The organism is Streptomyces kryoterrae (assembly GCF_054072135.1).
The window spans coordinates 4,546,590-4,566,121 of sequence record NZ_CM133358.1 but is presented as its reverse complement, the minus strand read 5'-3'; the positions used below and the strand labels follow the sequence as shown (position 1 = coordinate 4,566,121).

The window sequence follows — 19,532 nt, the reverse complement described above, 5'->3', positions numbered from 1 at the left end:
GAGGGGGGACCGCACGTCAGTGCTTCGCGCTCTCCAGCAGCTTCGTCGTGTTGATGAAGCCCTTGCGGGCGGCGACGAGCCGGCCCTCGCGGACGACCTGGAGGGTCACCTGCGCGTTGACCAGACGCGGGAACCCGATCACCGAGAGCAGGTCCTCGAAGCGCCAGCGCAGCGTCGGCGTGAGACCGCCGGTGGTGACGCGCAGGCCGTCGTCGAGGGCCCGCCGCACGCTGGTCGAGGACACCTCGCGCCCGTCCAGCGACTCGACGACCGCCTTCAGGACGGTGTACGCGATCCAGGTGGTCTGCACACCCGCGTCCTGCGGGTCGATGCGGTTGTCGCCGAAGGCCTCTTCGTTGATGACCTTCCTCATCTCGTCCCAGCGGGCGTCACCGGCCACCGGGTACCAGCCGGTGATGTACGAGTCCTCGTACGGGCCCGTCCTGCCGCCGGTCGCGTTGATCACCGTCTGGTCGACGCTGCCGAGGACGGTCGCGGTGCGCACGTCCGGATAGTCCTCGCGGTCGCGCCGGAAGGAGTCCATGAAGGTGTTGGTGCGGTCGCCGAGCGCCGGCACCACACAGCCCTTCTTCTCGCTCTCCGTGTCCGTCGTCCGTTCCAGGGCGAGCTTCGTGTGCGCCCCGTACTCGGTGGCGTCCTCGGCGGCCAGCTGGTCCAGCGCCGGGGCGTGGCCGCCCGCCTGCAGACCGGAGTCGAGGAGCTGCGGCAGCTGGTCGCCCGCGATGGTGTCGGGGCGGATCAGGGCGACGGGACCGCAGACGGCGGCGAGTTCCTTGCCGAGGCCGGCCAGGAGGGCGGGCGAGCCGCCGTTGACGGGGTAGGACATCGGGTTGGTGAACTCGTCGTTGGTGACGCCGTAGCCGCCGATGTAGGGAATTCCGGCGGAGGCCAGCGGGCCCAGGAAGTCGTCGCCGAACTGGCTGTAGGAGCCGACGACCGCGACCACGTCCTCGTCGGCGGCGCGCCGGGCGCACTTCACGGCGGTCACCCGGTCGTTGTGGTCGTTGCAGGTCAGGATCTTGAGCTTGTGCCCGTTCAGGCCACCCGTGGAGTTGATCCAGCGCGCGTACGCCTGTGCCATGGCCGGCATGCCGGGCTTGTTGGTGGCGTCGGTTCCCTCCGGCGCCCAGGTCATGACGGTGATCTCGCCGTTCTCGGTGTCGGCCGAGCTGCCGGGTACGACCCCACAGCCGGCGGCGAGCGCCGCGCACACGGCCAGCGCGCTCAGGGATCTCACGCTCATGGACCTGGGGAGGTTGGTGCGGAAGGTGCTGCGGGTGCGTCGCCTGCCGGTCATGGACATGCACGATTCCGTCACACAGCCAACCCGGATGTGACCCTTGGTCAACAGGTGGTGACGGGGAGGTGAATTGCGGGGGGCGTTGATCTCATTTTCACAGGGACCGTACGATCGATGACCGTGCAAGGTTCGGAAGACTCTTCCCGTCGCGGCCGTCGCTCCCCCACCATGGGCGGCATGCCACTCAACGACATGCCCTGGTGGCGCTGGCGCAGCAATGTGCGCTCCGCGCTGCACATGCTCTCCGATCCGGCGTTCCAGCGGGACGTCTGGCTGGCCGGCGTCGACGGGTACGGGGACGTCACCGACGCCGTGTACCGCCTCGTCGAGGACACCTGGCTGGACAGCTGGTCCGCCGAGAAATACGTCGGCACGATCTTCCGGGACTCCCAGGAAGCCGCCCTCGTCGACACCGCCGTACTCCGCGTCCTGCGGATCATGCACCAGGTCGGCCCGGACGCACCCGTCTCGGCCTACCTCGACCACGCCGGCTGGCCGGAGGCGGTCCGGGCGGCCCGGGACGCCCACGTACGCCTCGCGGTGAGCGACGGCGAGGAGCCGGACGTCCCGCCGCGCACGCTGGAGGTACTGCGGATACTGACGCGTTCGGCGTAGCGGCCGAACGTTTCGGCCGATGCGTTCCGGGTGGCGGACGGGAGTCGGCGGTTCCGGGTGGATATGGGACCCTGTCCGGCATGAACGAGCAGTCCAGCCCAGCCGCGGCCCCCGCCGAGCAGTACGTCCTCACCCTCTCCTGCCCCGACAAACAGGGCATCGTGCACGCCGTGTCGAGCTACCTCTTCATGACCGGCTGCAACATCGAGGACAGCCAGCAGTTCGGCGACCGGGACACGGGACTGTTCTTCATGCGCGTCCACTTCTCGGGTGAGGCGCCGGTGACGGTGGAGAAGCTCCGGGCGAGCTTCGCGGCGATCGGTGACGCGTTCCACATGGAGTGGCAGATCCACCGGGCCGAGGACCGGATGCGGGTCGTCCTGATGGTCAGCAAGTTCGGCCACTGCCTCAACGACCTCCTCTTCCGCACCCGCATCGGCGCGCTGCCGGTCGACATCGCGGCGGTCGTGTCCAACCACACGGACTTCGCCGAGCTGGTCGCCTCGTACGACGTCCCCTTCGTCCACATCCCGGTGACACGGGACACGAAGGCGCAGGCCGAGGCGCAACTCCTGGAACTGGTGCGCACGGAGAACGTGGAACTGGTCGTCCTGGCCCGCTACATGCAGGTGCTGTCGGACGACCTGTGCAAGGCGCTCAGCGGCCGGATCATCAACATCCACCACTCCTTCCTCCCGAGCTTCAAGGGCGCGAAGCCCTACCACCAGGCCCACGCCCGGGGCGTGAAGCTGATCGGCGCGACGGCTCACTACGTCACGGCGGACCTGGACGAGGGCCCGATCATCGAGCAGGAGGTCGAGCGGGTCGCCCACGACGTGACCCCGGACCAGCTGGTGGCCATCGGCCGCGACGTGGAGTGCCAGGCGCTGGCACGGGCGGTGAAGTGGCATGCGGAGCGGCGGATCCTGCTGAACGGGCGGCGGACTGTGGTGTTCGCGTAACCGGTGAACCGGGCCTCGATTCCCTCAGAAGCCGGTGCCAGAGCCCTGTGACCTGCTTTTCAGCTGTCGGATGTGGCGCCGACCCGGCCGGGCATGGGGCTCGTTCAGCACCCCATGCGGCCGACGGAACATCGCTTCTAGGACCGGTCGCCAATTCCTGACGTGCTCTGCGCCCACATGGCATCACAGCGGCGACGAGCGAACTGCGAAGTTCTCTCCACCGTAGAGAGACTCGTACCGAATTTCGATGAGCATTCTCCGGGCGATAAGTTCCCAGAACCAGCGGTGTTCCTCCTCGTCGAAATCATCGATATGCAACAAGTAGCACTTCTGTCCCATGAGAAGAGTCCCGCCTTCGGTCAAGGTTGTTACCTTCGGCTTAAACGGCAAGGACTGACTCATTCTGCGGTAGGTCTGCAGGTCCCACGGCCCGATGGCATCCCCGTCGAGCGTCACCAAGGTCTTGGTTACAATCGCGGGGCCAAGGCCGGCATTGATGACTTCAAGGCGTGCTATTTCATCCTTGAGGCCCTTGACCCTCCGAATTTGTAGCAAGGGCCGCACAGACTGCCGGTTGTGTTCCCGGGCGGCCTTTGTCTGAACCAAGCTGACCCAGAGCGAACCAAGCGCTATCACGGTCGCGCAGACAGCGATGCCCGTATCAGTGTCCACCGTCGTCCCCCACCTCAGCAGCTTTGAGGAAGAAGACTCATTCACTAGATGCACGGTTCCACTGTCCGGACTACTCCCACTCGCCCGGTGCGTGTCCGACGTAGCCAGGTGCTGGCCTGTGACCCGGGCAAGCTGTGCACCCTGCACGGTTCGCATGTCGACGGACCCGACGCCCGAGTCCTTGCAGGGTGGAGTGCCAAGTCACGCTACTGCGGCTACTCTCCGTTCTGGTCGTTCCCCTCGGTCTCGCCGCTCTTCGAGCCGGCAGGCAGAACGTACGACCCCTTGCCCGGGACTGTGTAGATCAGTCCGCGCTCCCGGAGTTCGCGCATCGTGCGGCGTGCGGTCATCTGAGCGATGCCGTACTCCTCGGCCAGCCGCGCAGGCGTGGGGATCATGCGGTCGGGTGCGTACTCCCCGCTCGTGATTCTCGCTTGGAGTAGGTCTGCGAGCTGTGCGTAGAGAGGGCGCCCGGATTCCGGATCAAGACTCATGAGTTGACATTAGGCAGTCGTACATGTGTCCACATTATTAGCTCTAGCTACATCGTGATGCATCTAGGTACGTCACGCACTACTGTGAAGGCTCGACGAAACAGACACCCCGGCGGTGCGCGAACACCCCGGGGCATGGCCACCAACCCTATGGAGGTTGACGACGTGCGCAACCGTATCGCGGTCGCACTACACCGGGCCTTGTGCCCAGTAGCGCTGCTGCTTCTGTGTTTGGCCCTGCCTGCCACCGGTAGGCGGCGCAAGGCGGCGCCGAAACCAGGCCGATCCTTCACGATCAGCGTGAATGTGAAGGACCAAAGCCGTCTCGCGGCGCATCTGATTGTCCCGCGTTCCCCCTACAGCACCGACCGCGCGCCCCTCGACGGAGCATCGTCGGCCCTGTCACGGCCGTACTTGCCCGACCCCCTCGCCGTCCGGCCCTCCGAAGTGGCCGCAGTGGCCTGTGCGGCGAGCGTGCGGCCTCACTGGACGGCACGCGAACGAGCCGTGCGGTTGCGGCGTCGCGCCGTCGCGGTGTTGGCCGCCGACTTCCGCATCAGCTTCGACACCCGCGACATTCACTCCGTGCTGGACGGGGTGAGGTCCCGATGACCGGCGTCACGACCGCCGTCAGGTGCGGGAAGGTCCGCGCCTCGATGTTCTGTCGGGCGTCGATCTTGGGCGACGCCGGGGCCTGCGTACGGGACGAGGGGCACAGGGGACATCACCGGGACGCGCGGGGCGGCATGTGGGATGTCCGCCCACTTCGGTTCGAGTCCGACGCCGAGAACGGAGCGCCCGAATGAGCGCCACCCAGGAGTCGGCCCGGACGCCGGAGTCTCCGTACGTGTCCGGGCGCTGCACCATCGGCACTCACGAGCAGTGCCGCGACGCCGAGCCTCGGGAGAGCGGTGTTCCCGGGCTGCGGTACCTGGTGTGCACCTGCCTGTGCCACCGCCTGATGCCGGTCCTGGCGACGGGAGTGCGCGCATGAACGCCACCCCTGCGGGGCATGGAGTTGGTGGCAGATGCGGCTGAAGACCTATGGGCGGGCGCTCGCCCTCATGGCCATGTCCGGCTCTGCGGTTCTGCTCGTCCTCGATGTCCTGGAGATCATCCGATAGCGCTGGACCAAGCCCGCCTCCAAGACTGAAGTCCGCTTCGGCCCCTTCCGCGTTCCGCACGCCACAGAGGGGGCCGTTCGCGTGCCTGCAGTCTGGGCGCCCGGTGAAGTCAGTACGGGTTCAGTGCCCGGCGGGCGCTGTTGATGACGTTGTGGGCGTCGGTGCCGTACACCGCTGACTCCCGCAGGGTCCGCCAGACCTTGGTGTAGAGGGCGACGTTGTCGGCGTCGTCGAGCCATATCTCGGCGTGCCAGTCCTCGGCGACGACGAGACGGTCGTCGAGAATCCAGAAGCCGTTGGCTGGGACGATCTTCACCGAGGCGGTGAACGGGATGATTCCCAAGTCGACTGTGTCCATCCCGATCAGGCCGGTCAGCCGGTCGAGTTGGGCGGCGAGCACCGACGGTGGGCAGATCAGCGAGCGCAGTGAGGCCTCCCACATGAGCACGTGAATCTTGCGATCGGGCCGGTATAGCCACTCCTGGCGCTTCATCCGCGCCCGGACCGATTCCTCGACGTCACCGGTCGCAGCGAGGAGCTGCGAATACCTCGTGATCACGTGGCGCGCGTACTCGGGTGTCTGCACCATCCCGGCGACGACCGACTCCTCCCACACCCACAGGTCCTTGGTGCGTTCGATCTCCCTGCTCAGGTTCTCGTGCATGGGCTTGAAGCCGCTTGCGAGGGCCCGGCGCCACGATCTGATCGTGGACTCGAAGCCCGAGAGCCGGCCGGTGAGTTCGGGATACACCTCGGGTTGGCCCGTGGCGTGAGCCCAGGCGCGGAGGTCTTCCGGGGTGGCGGTCTGTTTGCCGTTCTCCAACTTGCTGACCTTGGAGTTCGGCCAGCCCAGCCGCTGGGCCAGTTGTTGGCCGGTGAGCCGACCCTCAGGGCACGAGAAGCGCAGTTCGCGCAGCCGCCCTCCCAGGGCTTCCCGCGCTTGCTGATAGTCAGTACTCACCGGCCACGCACGCTAGTTGCTCCCGTTCACCTGTCCTGCGAAGTGCTGATAGGGGACGGCGTGATGCATCGCCGCATCGCGAGTCATTGAGTACCGCACGACCTCGGCGGGCTCCGTGATCAGCTCGACGTTCAGAAAGTTGTCCGCGGCGTCGAAGATCAGCCGAGCAACGATCCGGGAGTCGAAGAGCCAGAAGTCCTCTGCGGGCAGGCCGGATCGCTCGGCCTCTTCGCGCCAGAGGTAGCGGATGTCTTCCCCGACTGCCGAGTTGTGCCTTGAGTAGTCGAGCAGGAACAGCTGCTCTTCTGTGGGCGGGTTGTCAGCGACGCGGACTCGGCCGACCCTCTTGCCCGCGTCCGTCTGCTCGCGGATGTTCCTGAACCACGGTTCGCTGAAGTCGCAGGGCGCGCTACCCGTCTCCACAAAGGCCCGGTAGTCGGGGTCTTCGCGGTCGGACGCATACCCGCGCCGTGTCTCCAGGCGCCACGCGGTGTGCTCGAACGTCTCGAAGAGGCGACGGAACTGGTCCCGGCTGACGATCTCCGGCACGTGCGTCATCTCCTTCGGAGCCCAGTTCACGAGCAGTTCGCGTGGCACGACGACCGCGGCTTCGGCCTCGCTGAAGTGGTGTAGTTGCGCGATGTCCTCAGGGGCGGTCAGGGGTGTGCCCTGAACGATGACCTCTCCCGGTCCCCGTCCTCGTGCAGAGCAGGGCAGCCGTCGATCTTGCTGTCGGTGCCGGTGAAGCGTAGCTGTCGAGCCATGGGTGCGGTCCCTTCGAACGCCGTTGGTCCAGCCAGCATGGCTGGACCTGAAGGTCCTCTCCACAGAGTGACGTGTTGCATGGAAGAAAAGAGAAGCAAATCAAGAGTGCCCACGAGAAAACTCAAGAAAACTGCATGGAGCCAGCCAACTTCCTGCCCTTACCGTCCCGTTCATGGCGAAAGCATCCAACTCGCAAGACATCGATCCCTTCACAGCCGTGGAGTCCCTGAGAGCGGCACTCGACCAGGTCGGCATCGTGCTCCCGTCACTCGCCGTCGACGCGGCCTCGCCCGCCCTCGGCCTGGTGGAGCTCGGGCGCGTACGCGCGGACGTGGCCCTGCGGCTGGCGCACACGCTCCGACGAGGGGGCTCGGCGGCATGACACTGAAGCGGCGGGTCGAGATCCTGGACGCCGACCAGGCAACGGCGATGCGCGACTTGGCGGTCCGGTTCCTCAACGAATCGTCATTGCCGCGCTACGAGACCGTGCAGCACTTCGGACACGCCTTCCACCGCGATCTGTGGCGCCTGATCCCACGCATCGAACAGCTCGCCGGACGCCTTCCTGATGAGGACGTGTCGGCGAACGTGGCGCCGGCCGGTGTCAGCGAGGCCCGCCGTCGGCTCGACGAGATCGAACGCGCGGGCCTGTCCGGTGAGTTCGAGCGCGTCAAGCGGCTCGCCCGTTCCGTCGTGGCCCTGTGCGATCACCACGAGAACCTCACCGGGGCGATGTCCTGCTGAGGGAGTCCCTACATCCGGCTCAGCGAAGCCGCCGCGAACAGCACATCCCTGATCGCCTCCCTGTCGCCGTCCTGCCCGGCCGCCGCTTCCTCCGGGGATACGTGGCCCGCCGCCAGTTGGCAGAACTCCACGCCGTCCAGGGCCACATGGGCGACCTCGTGGGCGGACGAGGCGCGGGCGGCCGGGGAGTCCAGGGGGATCAGCCATTCGCCGCCGCCGGAGCCCTCGATCTCCAGGCGGAGGCTGCGGCCCGGTTCGCCGGCCGGGACCAGGTGGCGGGTCGTCCGGCTCGGTGCGGCCAGGCCTGCCTGGCGGCGGGCGGCCAGTGCTTCCGGGAGCATGCGGGCCGCGAGGTCGATCATGCTGTGGAGGTGGCGCGGGGCCGGCGGTTCGTAGGGGTAGTCGACCGCGTCCGCGATGTCGCCCGCGTGCACCCAGCACTCGAAGGCGCGGTCCAGCATCGCCTCGTGCAGCGGCAGTTCGAAGTCGCCGTACGACACCGGCAGCTTCCCCGAGCCTCCACCCGCGAACGACACCGTCCGGACGATGTTGTGGCTCTGCTCCCGCCACGGCACCCGTACGGAACGGGTGGGCGGGAAGTACGAGGCCCGCCAGTACGCCTCCGTACGGGACGCCGGAGTCGGTGTGCCCGGGGTCTTCTGCTCGCCGGTCAGCGGGTCGTCGAGGCCCAGCGCGACCGCGATCAGGCCGTCCACGCTCAGCAGGTGGGCGATGACACCGGCGACCGTCGTACGACGGCTCGTCTGTTCGTCGCCCTCGAACCAGCGCAGCCGGACGGGCGCGTGCCACTCGGAGTCGCCGAAGTCCTGGAGCAGGGCGTCGAGGCGAGCGGTCTCCGCGTCGTACGGGGCCGCCCACTCCGGTACCGGGATGCGGGGCGGGCGCCGGTCGAGGCAGCCCTCCAGGACACGGGTGCGCAGGGTCGGGTCCAGGTCGAGTGGCTCCGGGCGTTGCAACAACTCGACCGCTTCTCGCAGCCGCCGGGCCTCGTCCGCGCAGGCGCCGCACTCGCCGAGGTGCTCCTCGACCGCCAACGTCTCCTCCAGCGCGCAGGCGGCCAGCGCCCACGCCCCGAGCAGCGACCTCAGTACGTCGTGTTCCAGGATGAGGGGCGCGGGGGGCAGATCCGGCGCGTCGGGCAGGGGGTGGCCCGTGTCCTCCACCGAGGAACGCGGCATCGGTATGCGGGGCGAGCCGTCGCCGGCGCCCTTGTCGGAGCCTTGGGGGCCGTACCCCTCGTACTTCTCCCGGTCCCCGTCCTCGTGGTCCGCGCCGCTCACACCGCACCCCCGTATTCGGGGGGTGCCCCTGGTGTGCCGGTGTCGTGGGCCGTGGACAGGAGTTGGAGGCCGAGGCGCAGGCGGCGCCGGGCCTCGGCCTCCGTGACGCCCAGGTCGGCGGCGGTCTGGCGGTAGTCGCGCCGCTGGAAGTACGCAAGGTCCAGGGCGGCGCGCAGCGGGGCCGGCATCGACGTCACGATGTAGTCGGCGCGGGCGGCGACGGAGGCGCGGCGGACCCTGCGCTCCAGTTCCTCCATGGAGCCCGTCGAACCGGTGGTCCCCGTGGTCTCCGTAGCGTCTGTGGCGTCTGTGGCGTCAGCCTCTGTGGCGTCGCCGTGGGTCAGTGCCGCCGTCTCCGTCTGGCGCAGGCGCTGTACCGCGAGGCGGTGGGTCAGGGTGGCGACCCAGGAACGCAGGGGGCCCTGCTTGGGGTCGTAGGCGTCGGGGTGCTGCCAGACGTGGGCGAAGACCTCGCGGGTGATGTGGTCGGCGGCCTGTTCGTCGGCGAGGACACGGTGGGCCAGGCCGTGCACGAGGGAGGCGAACCGGTCGTACAGCTCACCCAGCGCGGCTGCCTCCCCGCGCGCGAGCCGCTGCTGCATCCTGCGGTCCCAGCGGGGCGGTGTGTCCCTCTTCTGCATGCTGCCCCCTCACCTCCCCTACGGCTGTCCGGGTCCGGCGGTTGCCCACCGTCTCCTCGAATGTAGTCGGCCGCTCTGACAGCCCACTCCGCTTTGCGGCATTGTGCGCTCTCCGGAGGGCCTCGGATGGTAGAGAACCGACGGGGATCGACCGATCATGACCCAATCCGTGCCGCTTTCGATCAAATAAGTTCACGGGTGACCGAAACAAGTCCCCTGCAAACCGCTTGCAAGTCTCTTGCGGTCCGGCCCGAGCCGATGTGCGGTGTTTGATGACATGGCTGTTGGGCAGCCGCGTCGACAGGAAGCGTAGGTCGAGCTTCCGTTTCTGCCGGACTAGTCGGACGAGGGGCCTCATGGTGGCGTTCAAGGTGACCGGCGGGGAGCGAGGCGGCTGGACCGTGCTCCAGGTGTCCGGAGAGATGGACCTCGTCACCTCGCCGGAGTTGCGACAACGGGTGCACGACGCCGTGGCCGAGGGCCGCCACCGAGTCGTCCTCGACCTCTCCGAGGTCGTCTTCTGCGACTCCAGCGGCGTCGGCGTCCTCATCGCCACCCGGCGGCTGATGCGCTCCTGCCAGGGCCACCTGCGCCTGATCCTGCCCGCCCAGGGCGACGCGGAGAGCGCCCACGCACACCATGTCAACCGGGTCCTCGGCGCCCTGGGAGTCCGCCGCCTCTTCGACGTCTACGCGGACCTCGGCACGGCGGCCGACGAGACGGCGGTACCGCTCCAGGCGGCCTTCCCGCCCGTGGGAGCGGCCCCCACGCGCGCGTGACGCCGTTGTCGCGGAATTCCCCCAGTCTTGGCACAGGCGTCGTTTTCCTGCCCCGGTCGCCACCCGCGCGTCGTACGCTCCGTGCGAGAAGGACCTCGTCGCAGAGGTAGGACGCAGACGTAAGGCAGGCCCGACAGACATGGTCAGCTCCGAGTACGGACGGAAGATCGCCGCCCGGTTCACCACCTTCGACCAGGACGGCAACGGCTACATCGACCGGGTGGACTTCAACGTGGCGGCCAAGGCGCTGCTCGCCGAGTTCGACACCCCCGCCCGGTCCGACAAGGGCCAGGCCCTCTACAGCGGTGCCGAGGCCTTCTGGCAGGGCATGGCGGGGATAGCGGACCGGGACGGCGACCAGCGGATCACCCGCGACGAGTTCGTGAACGGCGCCGTGAAGCGGCTGCACGACAAGCCCGGCCGGTTCGCCGAGATCGCCCGCCCCTTCCTGCACGCGGCCCTGGCCGTCGCGGACGTGGACGGCGTCGGCACGGCGACCGTCGCGGACACCGAGCGCGTCCTCAAGGCCCTCGGCGTACCCGAGGACATCGCCGCCACGGCCGCCGCGACACTCGACACCGACGCCGACGGCCGCGTCGGCGAGACGGAGATCGTCGACGCGCTCGCCCGCTACTTCGACGTCTCCGACTCGGACGAGGGCGCCGGCCCCGGAGAAGCCTCCGCGTAGCGCTCGCGCAGCTTGTACTTGAGCACCTTCCGCAGGGTCTCGCCCCGCGGAAGGGCGTCCACCACCTCCAGCCGCTCTGGCAGCTTGTGCGCGGACAGCCCTTCCGCGCGCAGGTACGAGGTCAGTGCGGCGAGGGTCAACCCACCGGCACCCTCAGCCCCCGCCGCCTGTTCCACCACCGCGCAGACCAACTCCCCGCGCTCCACGTCCGGCAGCCCCACCACCGCCACATCGGCGACCCCCGGATGCGTGTGCAGCAGGTCCTCGATCTCCTTCGCCGAGATGTTCTCGCCCTTGCGGATGATGACGTCCTTGAGCCGCCCGGTGAGCACCAGGTGCCCGCTCGCGGTGACGAATCCCAGGTCGCCGGTGCGCAGAAAGCCGTCCGCGTCGAAGGCCTCGGCGGTCTGCGCGGGGTCCAGATACCCCTGGCACACGGCCTCGCCCCGCAGCCGCACCTCGCCCTCCACCACCCGTATCTCCATCCCCTCCGGCGGACGCCCCTCCGTCGTCGCGAGGTTCTCGACCGTGTCGTCCGGCGCCCCCATGGTGATCATCGGCACCTCGGTCATCCCATAGCCGTGCGTGAGCTCCACCCCCATCTCGCGTACGACGCAGTGGTAGACCTCAGGCGGCTTCGGCGCCCCGCCGCCCGCGAGCAGCCGCAGGGACGGGATCAACGGAACGCCCGGCTGTTTGCGCTGCTCGGCGAGGAACATGGAGTAGAAGGCCGTCGACCCGCCTGCCACGGTCACCCCGTGCTTGCGGTAGCCCTCCAGCGCGTCCGGCAGCGCGAACTGCTCGAACATCACCGCCGGGAAGCCGTACAGCAGGAGCATCACCGTGTAGTCGGGGCCGGCGATATGGGCGTAGGGAAAGGCCATCGAGCCCACGTCGGACTCGGTGAGCCGCAGCGCGTGCGCGAGACACGAACCGCCCGCGATGAGTGAACGGTCCGTGTGGAGAACGCCCTTGGGGTCGGAGGTGGTGCCCGAGGTCCAGTAGATCCAGCGGACGGAGGTGCCGTCGGCGGGCGGCGGCGGCAGCAACGACGGGTTCCCGTCTGGGAGTTCGTCGCCGTCGTAGGCCGGGAAGAGGCCCTTCGCGCCGAGCCGCCGCGCCATCTCCGTGTGGTCGAAGCCTCGCCACACGCCCGGCACCGCGAAGAACTCCGCCTTCGACTCCCTCAGGGCGAAGCCGACTTCACGGTCCCGGTAGAAGGGGATGACCGGAGACTGTACGGCGCCCAGGCGGGCCAGCGCGAAGGAGAGCAGGGCGGTCTCGATACGGGTGGGCAGCTGCCAGGCGACGACCGTGCCGGGGCGAACGCCCATGTCGTAGAGGCCCGCCGCAACCCGTTCCGAGCGGGTGCGGAGTTCGCCGAAGGTGAGAGAGCGGTCGTCCTGGAGGAGGACGGGCCGGTCGGGGGTGAGTTCGGCGCGCCGGGCCACCAGTTCCCAGAGGGTACGGGCCGAACCCAGGGCGTGCGCGGTGTCGACGACGTTCACATGGCCCCCAGTTGCCAGCTGACCGGAAGACTGTCTGACGAACAGTCAGATTGTGCCGGGAGCGTAGGGCTTGGCGCCTTGTCGGTCCATAGGCGCGGGACTAACCTTCTAGGGGGCTGGACCTGACGGTCCGTCAGATAATCACCGAACGGCCAGGCGGAGGGGACCCATGACCGAACTGCCCCGCATCATCAGCGTCGATGACCACGTGATCGAACCCGCGCACCTCTTCGAGACCTGGCTGCCGGCCAAGTACCGGGACAGGGGGCCGAAGCCCTTCACCGCCGGAATCGGCGAACTCGCCTACGTGGGCGGCAAATACCGGATCACAACCGACCCCGACGGCCCGGTCACCGACTGGTGGCAGTACGAGGACCTGCAGTTCCCGTACAAGCGGATCATCGCGGCCGTCGGGTTCTCCCGGGACGAGATGACCCTCGACGGCATCACGCGCGAGCAGATGCGGCGCGGCTGCTGGGACCCGAAGGCCCGGCTCGCGGACATGGACCTCAACCACGTCGAGGGCTCGCTCTGCTTCCCCACCTTCCCGCGGTTCTGCGGGCAGACCTTCGCCGAGGCCGCGGACAAGGAGGTCGCGCTGGCGTGCGTGCGCGCCTACAACGACTGGATGGTGGAGGAGTGGTGCGGCGACAGCGGCGGCCGGCTGATCCCGCTGTGCCTGATCCCGCTGTGGGACATCGGGTTGGCGGTCGCGGAGATCCGGCGCAACGCGGCCCGCGGGGTGCGGGCGGTGACGTTCTCGGAGATCCCGACGCACCTCGGGCTGCCGTCGATCCACTCCGGCTACTGGGACCCGTTCTTCGCGGTGTGCGAGGAGACCGGGACGGTCGTCAACATGCACATCGGCAGCAGCAGCCAGATGCCCGCCGCCTCCCCGGACGCGCCGCCCGCCGTACAGGCCTCGCTGAGCTTCAACAACGCGATGGCGTCGATGATGGACTTCCTCTTCTCCGGGGTCCTGGTGAAGTTCCCGGCACTCAAACTCGCTTACAGCGAAGGGCAGATGGGCTGGATCCCGTACGCCCTGGAGCGTGCCGACGACGTGTGGGAGGAGCACCGCGCGTGGGGTGGGGTCAGGGATCTGATCCCCGAACCCCCGTCGACGTACTACTACCGGCAGATCTTCTGCTGCTTCTTCCGGGACAAGCACGGCGTCGCCTCGATCGACGTCGTCGGCCGGGACAACGCCACCTTCGAGACCGACTACCCGCACGTCGACTCGACCTTCCCGCACACCAAGGAGGTCGCCCTCGACCATATGAAGGGCCTCGACGACGAGACCGTCTACAAGCTGATGCGCGGCAACGCCATCCGCATGCTCGGCCTCGACCTGGACAAGTAGTGGACCTCTCCGACACCCCCCAAGAGGCGGAGTTCCGGGCGCGGTTGAGGGAGTGGCTGGCGAAATCGCTCCCCTCGCTGCCGGTAAAGCCCTCGCCCGACGACTGGCCCGGGCGGCGCGCGTACGACCTCGGCTGGCAGCGGACGCTGTACGACGCCGGGTACGGCGAGGTCCACTGGGGTGCCGACCCCGCCGTACGGATGATCTTCCTGGAGGAGACGGAGAAGGCCGGCGCGCCCTATGTGGGCGCGAACTTCGTCGGACTGCTGCACGCCGGGCCGACCATCGCAGCCGAGGGCACGGACGAACAGCGGGCGCGCTGGCTGGCGCCGGTGCTGCGCGGCGAGGAGGTCTGGTGCCAGGGGTTCAGCGAGCCGGACGCCGGTTCGGACCTCGCGGCGCTGCGTACACGCGCGCGGCGCGACGGCGACCACTACGTCGTGAGCGGCTCCAAGATCTGGACCTCGCACGCCGAAGTCGCCGACTGGTGCGAGCTGTTGGTGCGGACCGACCCGGACGCGCCCAAGCACCGCGGGATCACCTGGCTCGCCATGCCGATGGACGCGCCGGGCATCACCGTACGGCCGCTGCGCACGCTCGCCGGGTCGAACGAGTTCGCCGAGGTCTTCCTCGACGAGGTCCGGGTGCCCGTCGCCAACCGGGTCGGCGAGGAGAACGACGGCTGGCGCGTGACCATGGTGACGCTGTCCTTCGAGCGCGGTACGGCCTTCGTCGGGGAGGTGGTGGCCTGCCGCCGGGTGCTGGGCGAACTCGCCCTGGCCGCACGGGAGAACGGGCGCTGGGACGACCCCGTACTGCGGCGCCGGCTCGGGCGGCTGAACGCCGAGTTCCGGGCGCTGTGGCGGCTGACGCAGTGGAACGTGAGCGGGGCGAGCGAGGGGGTGCCCGGGGTCGGCGGGTCGGTCTTCAAGCTGCGGTACTCGCACGCCCGGCAGGAGTTGTACGAGGCGGCTGCCGAGGTGCTGGGGGAGGGCGGTGCGGCCCTGGATCTCGAACAGCCGTGGGTGCTCGACCGGTTGTCCTCGTTGTCGTACACCATCGCCGCAGGCACCTCGCAGATCCAGCACAGCATCGTGGCCGAACGCGTTCTGGGACTGCCGAAAGGACGGTGACATTCGCACATGCGCTTCCAACTCACCGAGGACCAGAGGGCGTTGCGGGAGGGCGTACGAGGGCTGCTGGCGGCGCGGTTCGGGCGTGAGCGGCTGCGGGCGGCCATGGACGTCGCCGAGGTGCCCGAGCTGGACCGGGGACTGTGGCGGGAGCTGGGGACCGCCGGGTTCTTCTCGCTGCGGCTGCCGGAGACGGCGGGCGGGGTCGGACTCGGGCTGCCCGAGGCGGTGTTGGCGTTCGAGGAGGCGGGGCGGGTGCTGCTGCCCGGGCCGCTGATCGCCACGCATCTCGCGGCCGGGGAGGTCCCGGGGGCGGCGACGGGGGAGACGGTGGTGACCGGCGTCGACGGGGGCGGGGTGGTGGAGTGGCTGGGAGCGGCCGACGTCGTACGAGGGAATGCGGCCGGAGCGGTGCCGATGCGGTCGGTGGATCCGCTCACGCCCCTGCACCAGGTGGCCGGTCCGGACTCCGGCGACCGTACGGACGTAACCCTGGCCTCTCTCCTCACGGCCGCCGAACAGCTCGGCAGCGCCGCCCGGGTGTGTGAGCTGGCCGTGCAACATGCCCGGACCCGTGAGCAGTTCGGGCGGCCGATCGGGGCCTTCCAGGCGGTGCAGCAGCTGTGTGCCGGGATCCTGGTGCGGGTCGAGGTGGCGCGGGCCGCGGTGTACGCGGCTGCCGTCACCGTCGATCCGGCGGACATCGCGGCGGCCCGGCTGCTCGCCGACGAGGCCGCCGTGCGCGGCGCCCGCGACTGCCTCCAGGTACACGGCGGGATGGGCTTCACCTGGGAGTCGGACGTCCATCTGTATCTGAAGCGGGCGTGGGTACGGGCCCGGCGACCCGGCTCGGTGACGGAATGTGAGGAGGTGCTCGCCGCCGCGCTACTGGCCGAGGTGCGGTGACCGGCGGCTGGAGCGGGACTGGCCGGATTGGTGTCGCTGATCGTGGCGCGATCGAAATGTGACCCAGACGTTGTGCGGTCACTGAGCGTCGATACCGGGTTGTGTCCTACGGGTGACTCGTCACGGCCCGGAGTCGTGTGTTCGCTCCGGTACCTTCTGTGGCATGCGAGTGGTTCCGAGGTCGAGCCATCCCGGTGTTGCCCCTGAGGCGGCCCCGGATTCGGCGGTGCGCGCCGCTCGTGGGGCGGGCCGGAGTTCCCTGCCCGCCTGTTCGACTCCCCGCGGCGAGCGTCGCACAGTATGCCGCAGGCGTACTCCTTCGCGTTGGAATATGCCCGAAGCGCTTGTTGGCGTGACTGTACGTCAACCATGCTTTCTCGTAAGGGAATCACGTTCTGTGATCCCCGATCTGGCCGTGGGCCCAACCGTTGTTCTGGGCATGCAGAAAATGGCTACGATCGTGGCCCTCGTGCGGCGCGAGGCGATGTGTCCGCCGGTTCGGATGGTGTGAGCGGTGCAGGTGCTTCAAGTGCAGCTGGAGATCCGGCCCGACCCCGCGGAGGTGGGGCGGGCCCGGAGATGGGCGCGGTCGCGGCTTGCCGGGTCCGGGGTCGCGGACGACGAGCCGTTGGCCGAGACGCTGATCCTCCTCGTCTCGGAACTCGTCACCAACGCGGTGGTGCACACCGGATGTCCGGCGGTGCTGCGGCTGTCGTTCGCGGGCGAGTGCGGATCGCGGTCGGGTGCCCCGGGTGTGGCCGGCGGGATCGTGCGGCTGGAGGTCGTCGATCTGAGCGACTGTCCTCCCGTGCCCCGGCATGCCGAAGGCGACGAGACCAACGGGCGTGGGCTGGAGCTGGTCGACGGGCTCGCCGACCGGTGGGGGTGGAGCGCCGAAGGCGTCGGTAAGCGCATCTGGTGCGAACTGGACCGCTGCCCGGCCCCGGCTCCCGCATCGCGTGGAGGCGGAAGTTCGGTCGCCGCTCCGGCCGCCGCTTCGGTGGCCACGCCGGTGGTCGCCACGGCCGCTTCCGCGCGTACCGCTTCCGCTTACGGGGGCATGGCGGCGTACGAAGCCGTCTGACCCCCAAGGGTCCTGGCGGTGCGGCGCTCGGCGGGGCACGGCCGCAGAGGTGTCCCGGTTTCTGGGCCGGGTGTGGTGCGGTGCGCCGGGGTGTGCCCCTGTGCGCGGTTGTCGCAAAACGGGCTTAAGCGATAAATCTCCGAACGGGTGTTGACGTGACGTGACCGCGTGAACACGCTTGTGTTCAGCGCGATCCGCCGCGAGGGGACGGCGAGGGTCCGGTGACGGGGGCCCTCGGCGAGTGCGGTTCGTGTGTTCGGCGTCGGCTCCTTCAGGGCCCGGGGGGGTGGAGCGGGAACGCCGAAGGCGGGTGGCGGCGCGCGATGCCGTACTTGGGGTGGGCAATGGCGCGCCGCCGGCCGGCCGGCAGGGGTCAGAGGATCGCCACGGGCGCCACGGGGCTGCCCGTGGCGCCCGTGAACGGTTCCGGTGTCGCCGACAGCAGGAACTCGTACCGGTTTTCTTGTCCACAGGCTGTGGACAACTTTTCGAGATTCCAGTTCTGGCCCTGCGGCATCCCCATCTCCACCAGGTCGAGCGCGTGTACGGGCAGCCACAGATCATTCGATTCCGGCGGAAATATCTCAAAGGTGATCGTGTCGTTCGCGACCGCCGCGACATCCCGCGCGTGGAACCACTCCGGCGTACGGATCGACAGCCCCGGCGAGGGATACATGTACCCGTGCTTGTCCCCGGCCAGGTACACCTGGATCTGCCCGGTCCGTACGAGCACGATGTCACCGGCACGCACGCGCGTGCCCGCCAACTCCTCCGCCGCGTCCAGGTCCTCCGGGGTGACCGCGTGCCCCCCGCCGAGCCGGTCGACCCCCCGCGCACGTGCCACGTCCAGCAGCACCCCGCGCGAGACGACGTGCCGGGCCTTGTCGATGCCGACGAACTCGGCGCCGGCGTGGGCCGTGATCGTCGCCGCCGGACGCCCGTTGTAGAGCTTCCCGGAGTGGGAGGCGTGGGCGAGGGCGTCCCAGTGGGTCGCGCACTGGAGCCCCAGGGTCACGACGTCGTCGCTGGTCGCGACGGTTCCGCCGCCCGGCGGCCCGAACAGCTCCTGGTTGATCTGGACCATGGCGTGCACGGGGTTCACCCGGCCCGGAATCGCCCCGGTCTGGACGCCGTCCTGCTGGAGCGGGAGGGCGAGGGGGACGCGGTGACCGCTGCGGACGGTCGCGGCGGCCTCGCGCACGACGGCGTCGGTGATGAGGTTGAGGGTGCCGATCTCGTCGTCCGCCCCCCAACGCCCCCAGTTGTTCACGCGTTTGGCGATGGCGTGGAACTCGGCCGGCAATGACATGAGTCCGGTCCTTCCTGGAGTCCGGTCGCTCCCGGGGCTTGCCTCCGGATATCCGACGGGTCATAAAATCTAACGGTCCGTCAGAAACCGCGGGAAGGGGCCGGACATGGGGAACTTCTTGGCAGGCAAGGTCGTCGCCGTGACGGGCGCGGGCCGGGGAATCGGCCGGGCGGTGGCACTGGGTGCGGCGGCCGAGGGAGCGCGCGTCGTCGTCAACGACTACGGGGTCTCCATCGACGGCGCCTCACCGACGAGCGAGATCGCCGAGGGCATCGTCAAGGAGATCGAGGCGGCGGGCGGCGACGCGGTCGCGGTGGCCGACGACGTGTCCACCATGGCCGGCGGCCAGCGGGTCGTGGACGTGGCGTTGTCGTCGTACGGGCGCCTGGACGGTGTCGTGTGCGTCGCCGGGATCCTGCGCGAGCGGATGCTGTTCAACATGTCCGAGGAGGAGTGGGATCCGGTCGTCGCCACCCATCTGAAGGGCACGTTCACGGTGTTCCGGGCGGCTTCGGCGGTGATGCGGAAGCAGCGGGCCGGGACGCTGATCGGCTTCACCAGCGGCAACCACCAGGGGTCGGTGTCACAGGCCAACTACAGCGCTGCGAAGGGCGGGATCATCTCGCTCGTACGCAGTGCCGCGCTGGGGCTTCACAAGTACGGGGTGACCGCCAACGCGGTGGCCCCGGTCGCGCGTACGCGGATGTCGGCGAACGTGCCCATGGAGCTGGCGGAGATCGGGGAGCCGGAGGATGTGGCGGCCCTGGTCGTGTATCTGCTGTCCGACCGGGCGAAGGAGCAGCGGATCACCGGGCAGGTCTACACGGTCGCGGGGCCGAAGATCGCGGTGTGGGCGCAGCCGAGGGAGTTGCGGGCGGCGTACGCGTCTGCCTCCGGCGGGTGGACGCCGGAGACGATCGCGGAGTTCCTGCCGGGGTCTGTGGGGGTGGATCCGATGCCGATGCTTGTGCGGTTGGAGGAGATGGAGCGTGCCGCGCGGGATGGGGATCGGCCCAACGCCCAGTAGCTCGGGGGTGCGTGTGGGTTCGGCGGGTGCGGGTGCGTTGTGGCTGGTCGCGCCCACGCGGCGGAGCCGCAAATCGGTACAGCCCCGCGCCCCTGGGTGGGTGTGTGTGCGGGTGCCGGTGTTGAGAGGAGAGGT

Annotated in this window: 21 protein-coding genes and 1 pseudogene; 13 read left to right on the top strand and 9 right to left on the bottom strand. The window is 69.1% G+C overall.

The genetic code is table 11. The annotated features are described in order from the left end of the window. Window positions 1-16 precede the first annotated feature (16 nt). Window positions 17-1,318 carry an ABC transporter substrate-binding protein gene (locus ACW4TU_RS19565; protein WP_457429241.1) on the bottom strand — a complete coding sequence of 434 codons (1,302 nt, stop codon included), beginning with the start codon at window positions 1,316-1,318 and terminating at the stop codon, window positions 17-19. A 117-nt stretch (window positions 1,319-1,435) separates the two neighbouring features. Between ACW4TU_RS19565 and ACW4TU_RS19560 the strand changes: the two genes are divergently transcribed. Next, window positions 1,436-1,936, top strand: a complete 501-nt coding sequence (locus tag ACW4TU_RS19560) for an SCO4402 family protein (protein WP_164410598.1) — start codon at window positions 1,436-1,438, stop codon at window positions 1,934-1,936. A gap of 80 nt (window positions 1,937-2,016) precedes the next feature. Further along, window positions 2,017-2,898 (top strand): formyltetrahydrofolate deformylase, encoded by an 882-nt coding sequence (gene purU, locus ACW4TU_RS19555; protein ID WP_457429239.1) that lies wholly within the window; start codon window positions 2,017-2,019, stop codon window positions 2,896-2,898. Between the two features lie 183 nt (window positions 2,899-3,081). Here the strand turns inward: purU and ACW4TU_RS19550 are convergent, their stop codons facing one another. Both ACW4TU_RS19550 and ACW4TU_RS19545 read right to left on the bottom strand, forming a co-directional pair. Next, window positions 3,082-3,624 (bottom strand): hypothetical protein, encoded by a 543-nt coding sequence (locus tag ACW4TU_RS19550; RefSeq protein ID WP_457429238.1) that lies wholly within the window; start codon window positions 3,622-3,624, stop codon window positions 3,082-3,084. Window positions 3,625-3,785: 161 nt separating this feature from the next. After that, the gene (locus tag ACW4TU_RS19545; RefSeq protein WP_457429236.1) at window positions 3,786-4,064 is read right to left on the bottom strand and encodes a GntR family transcriptional regulator; all 279 of its coding nucleotides are present in this window, start codon (window positions 4,062-4,064) and stop codon (window positions 3,786-3,788) included. A gap of 135 nt (window positions 4,065-4,199) precedes the next feature. Between ACW4TU_RS19545 and ACW4TU_RS19540 the strand changes: the two genes are divergently transcribed. Then, complete coding sequence (locus ACW4TU_RS19540; RefSeq protein ID WP_457429234.1) at window positions 4,200-4,676, top strand: hypothetical protein; 477 nt, start codon at window positions 4,200-4,202, stop codon at window positions 4,674-4,676. 190 nt (window positions 4,677-4,866) lie between these two features. Continuing rightward, entirely contained in the window at window positions 4,867-5,058 is a 192-nt protein-coding gene (locus ACW4TU_RS19535) for a hypothetical protein (protein WP_457429233.1), read from the top strand. 239 nt (window positions 5,059-5,297) lie between these two features. On the opposite strand, the gene ACW4TU_RS19530 is transcribed toward ACW4TU_RS19535, so the two are convergent. Next, complete coding sequence (locus ACW4TU_RS19530) at window positions 5,298-6,149, bottom strand: helix-turn-helix domain-containing protein (RefSeq protein ID WP_457429231.1); 852 nt, start codon at window positions 6,147-6,149, stop codon at window positions 5,298-5,300. 12 nt (window positions 6,150-6,161) lie between these two features. Next, a pseudogene (locus ACW4TU_RS19525) lies at window positions 6,162-6,913 on the bottom strand (DUF6879 family protein). Window positions 6,914-7,086: 173 nt separating this feature from the next. On the opposite strand from ACW4TU_RS19525, the gene ACW4TU_RS19520 reads away from it, so the two are divergent. Both ACW4TU_RS19520 and ACW4TU_RS19515 read left to right on the top strand, forming a co-directional pair. Beyond that, window positions 7,087-7,296, top strand: coding sequence for a hypothetical protein (locus ACW4TU_RS19520; RefSeq protein WP_457429229.1), 210 nt, complete (start codon window positions 7,087-7,089; stop codon window positions 7,294-7,296). Further along, window positions 7,293-7,658: a DUF6415 family natural product biosynthesis protein gene (locus ACW4TU_RS19515; RefSeq protein WP_457429227.1), complete on the top strand. Its 366-nt coding sequence runs from the start codon at window positions 7,293-7,295 to the stop codon at window positions 7,656-7,658. Before ACW4TU_RS19520 ends, ACW4TU_RS19515 begins: the two co-directional genes overlap by 4 nt. 8 nt (window positions 7,659-7,666) lie before the next feature. On the opposite strand, the gene ACW4TU_RS19510 is transcribed toward ACW4TU_RS19515, so the two are convergent. Next, window positions 7,667-8,959: an MDMPI N domain containing protein gene (locus tag ACW4TU_RS19510; protein ID WP_457429225.1), complete on the bottom strand. Its 1,293-nt coding sequence runs from the start codon at window positions 8,957-8,959 to the stop codon at window positions 7,667-7,669. Then, on the bottom strand, window positions 8,956-9,600 hold the full coding sequence (locus tag ACW4TU_RS19505) for a sigma-70 family RNA polymerase sigma factor (protein ID WP_457429224.1): 645 nt from the start codon (window positions 9,598-9,600) through the stop codon (window positions 8,956-8,958). Before ACW4TU_RS19505 ends, ACW4TU_RS19510 begins: the two co-directional genes overlap by 4 nt. 356 nt (window positions 9,601-9,956) lie before the next feature. On the opposite strand from ACW4TU_RS19505, the gene ACW4TU_RS19500 reads away from it, so the two are divergent. Together ACW4TU_RS19500 and ACW4TU_RS19495 are read left to right on the top strand one after the other, a co-directional pair. Further along, window positions 9,957-10,379: an STAS domain-containing protein gene (locus ACW4TU_RS19500; protein WP_457429222.1), complete on the top strand. Its 423-nt coding sequence runs from the start codon at window positions 9,957-9,959 to the stop codon at window positions 10,377-10,379. Between the two features lie 139 nt (window positions 10,380-10,518). After that, on the top strand, window positions 10,519-11,067 hold the full coding sequence (locus ACW4TU_RS19495) for an EF-hand domain-containing protein (protein WP_457429220.1): 549 nt from the start codon (window positions 10,519-10,521) through the stop codon (window positions 11,065-11,067). Here ACW4TU_RS19495 and ACW4TU_RS19490 read toward each other — a convergent pair. After that, a complete protein-coding gene (locus tag ACW4TU_RS19490) occupies window positions 11,010-12,575 on the bottom strand; it encodes a class I adenylate-forming enzyme family protein (RefSeq protein ID WP_457429218.1) in 1,566 nt (521 codons plus the stop codon). The two genes, ACW4TU_RS19495 and ACW4TU_RS19490, sit on opposite strands and share 58 nt — an antisense overlap. Window positions 12,576-12,744: 169 nt before the next feature. On the opposite strand from ACW4TU_RS19490, the gene ACW4TU_RS19485 reads away from it, so the two are divergent. The 4 genes from ACW4TU_RS19485 (at window position 12,745) to ACW4TU_RS19470 (ending at window position 17,061) form a co-directional block, all read left to right on the top strand. Beyond that, complete coding sequence (locus tag ACW4TU_RS19485) at window positions 12,745-13,938, top strand: amidohydrolase family protein (protein ID WP_457429217.1); 1,194 nt, start codon at window positions 12,745-12,747, stop codon at window positions 13,936-13,938. Next, window positions 13,938-15,071 (top strand): acyl-CoA dehydrogenase family protein, encoded by a 1,134-nt coding sequence (locus ACW4TU_RS19480; protein WP_457429215.1) that lies wholly within the window; start codon window positions 13,938-13,940, stop codon window positions 15,069-15,071. The genes ACW4TU_RS19485 and ACW4TU_RS19480 overlap by 1 nt, the downstream gene beginning before the upstream one ends. A 9-nt stretch (window positions 15,072-15,080) precedes the next feature. After that, window positions 15,081-15,977 (top strand): acyl-CoA dehydrogenase family protein, encoded by an 897-nt coding sequence (locus ACW4TU_RS19475; protein ID WP_457429213.1) that lies wholly within the window; start codon window positions 15,081-15,083, stop codon window positions 15,975-15,977. 514 nt (window positions 15,978-16,491) lie between these two features. Next, entirely contained in the window at window positions 16,492-17,061 is a 570-nt protein-coding gene (locus tag ACW4TU_RS19470) for an ATP-binding protein (RefSeq protein WP_457429211.1), read from the top strand. 373 nt (window positions 17,062-17,434) lie between these two features. On the opposite strand, the gene ACW4TU_RS19465 is transcribed toward ACW4TU_RS19470, so the two are convergent. Beyond that, complete coding sequence (locus ACW4TU_RS19465; protein ID WP_457429209.1) at window positions 17,435-18,370, bottom strand: cyclase family protein; 936 nt, start codon at window positions 18,368-18,370, stop codon at window positions 17,435-17,437. Window positions 18,371-18,476: 106 nt separating this feature from the next. On the opposite strand from ACW4TU_RS19465, the gene ACW4TU_RS19460 reads away from it, so the two are divergent. Then, window positions 18,477-19,397, top strand: coding sequence for an SDR family NAD(P)-dependent oxidoreductase (locus ACW4TU_RS19460; protein ID WP_457429208.1), 921 nt, complete (start codon window positions 18,477-18,479; stop codon window positions 19,395-19,397). The last annotated feature ends 135 nt before the right edge of the window (window positions 19,398-19,532 follow it).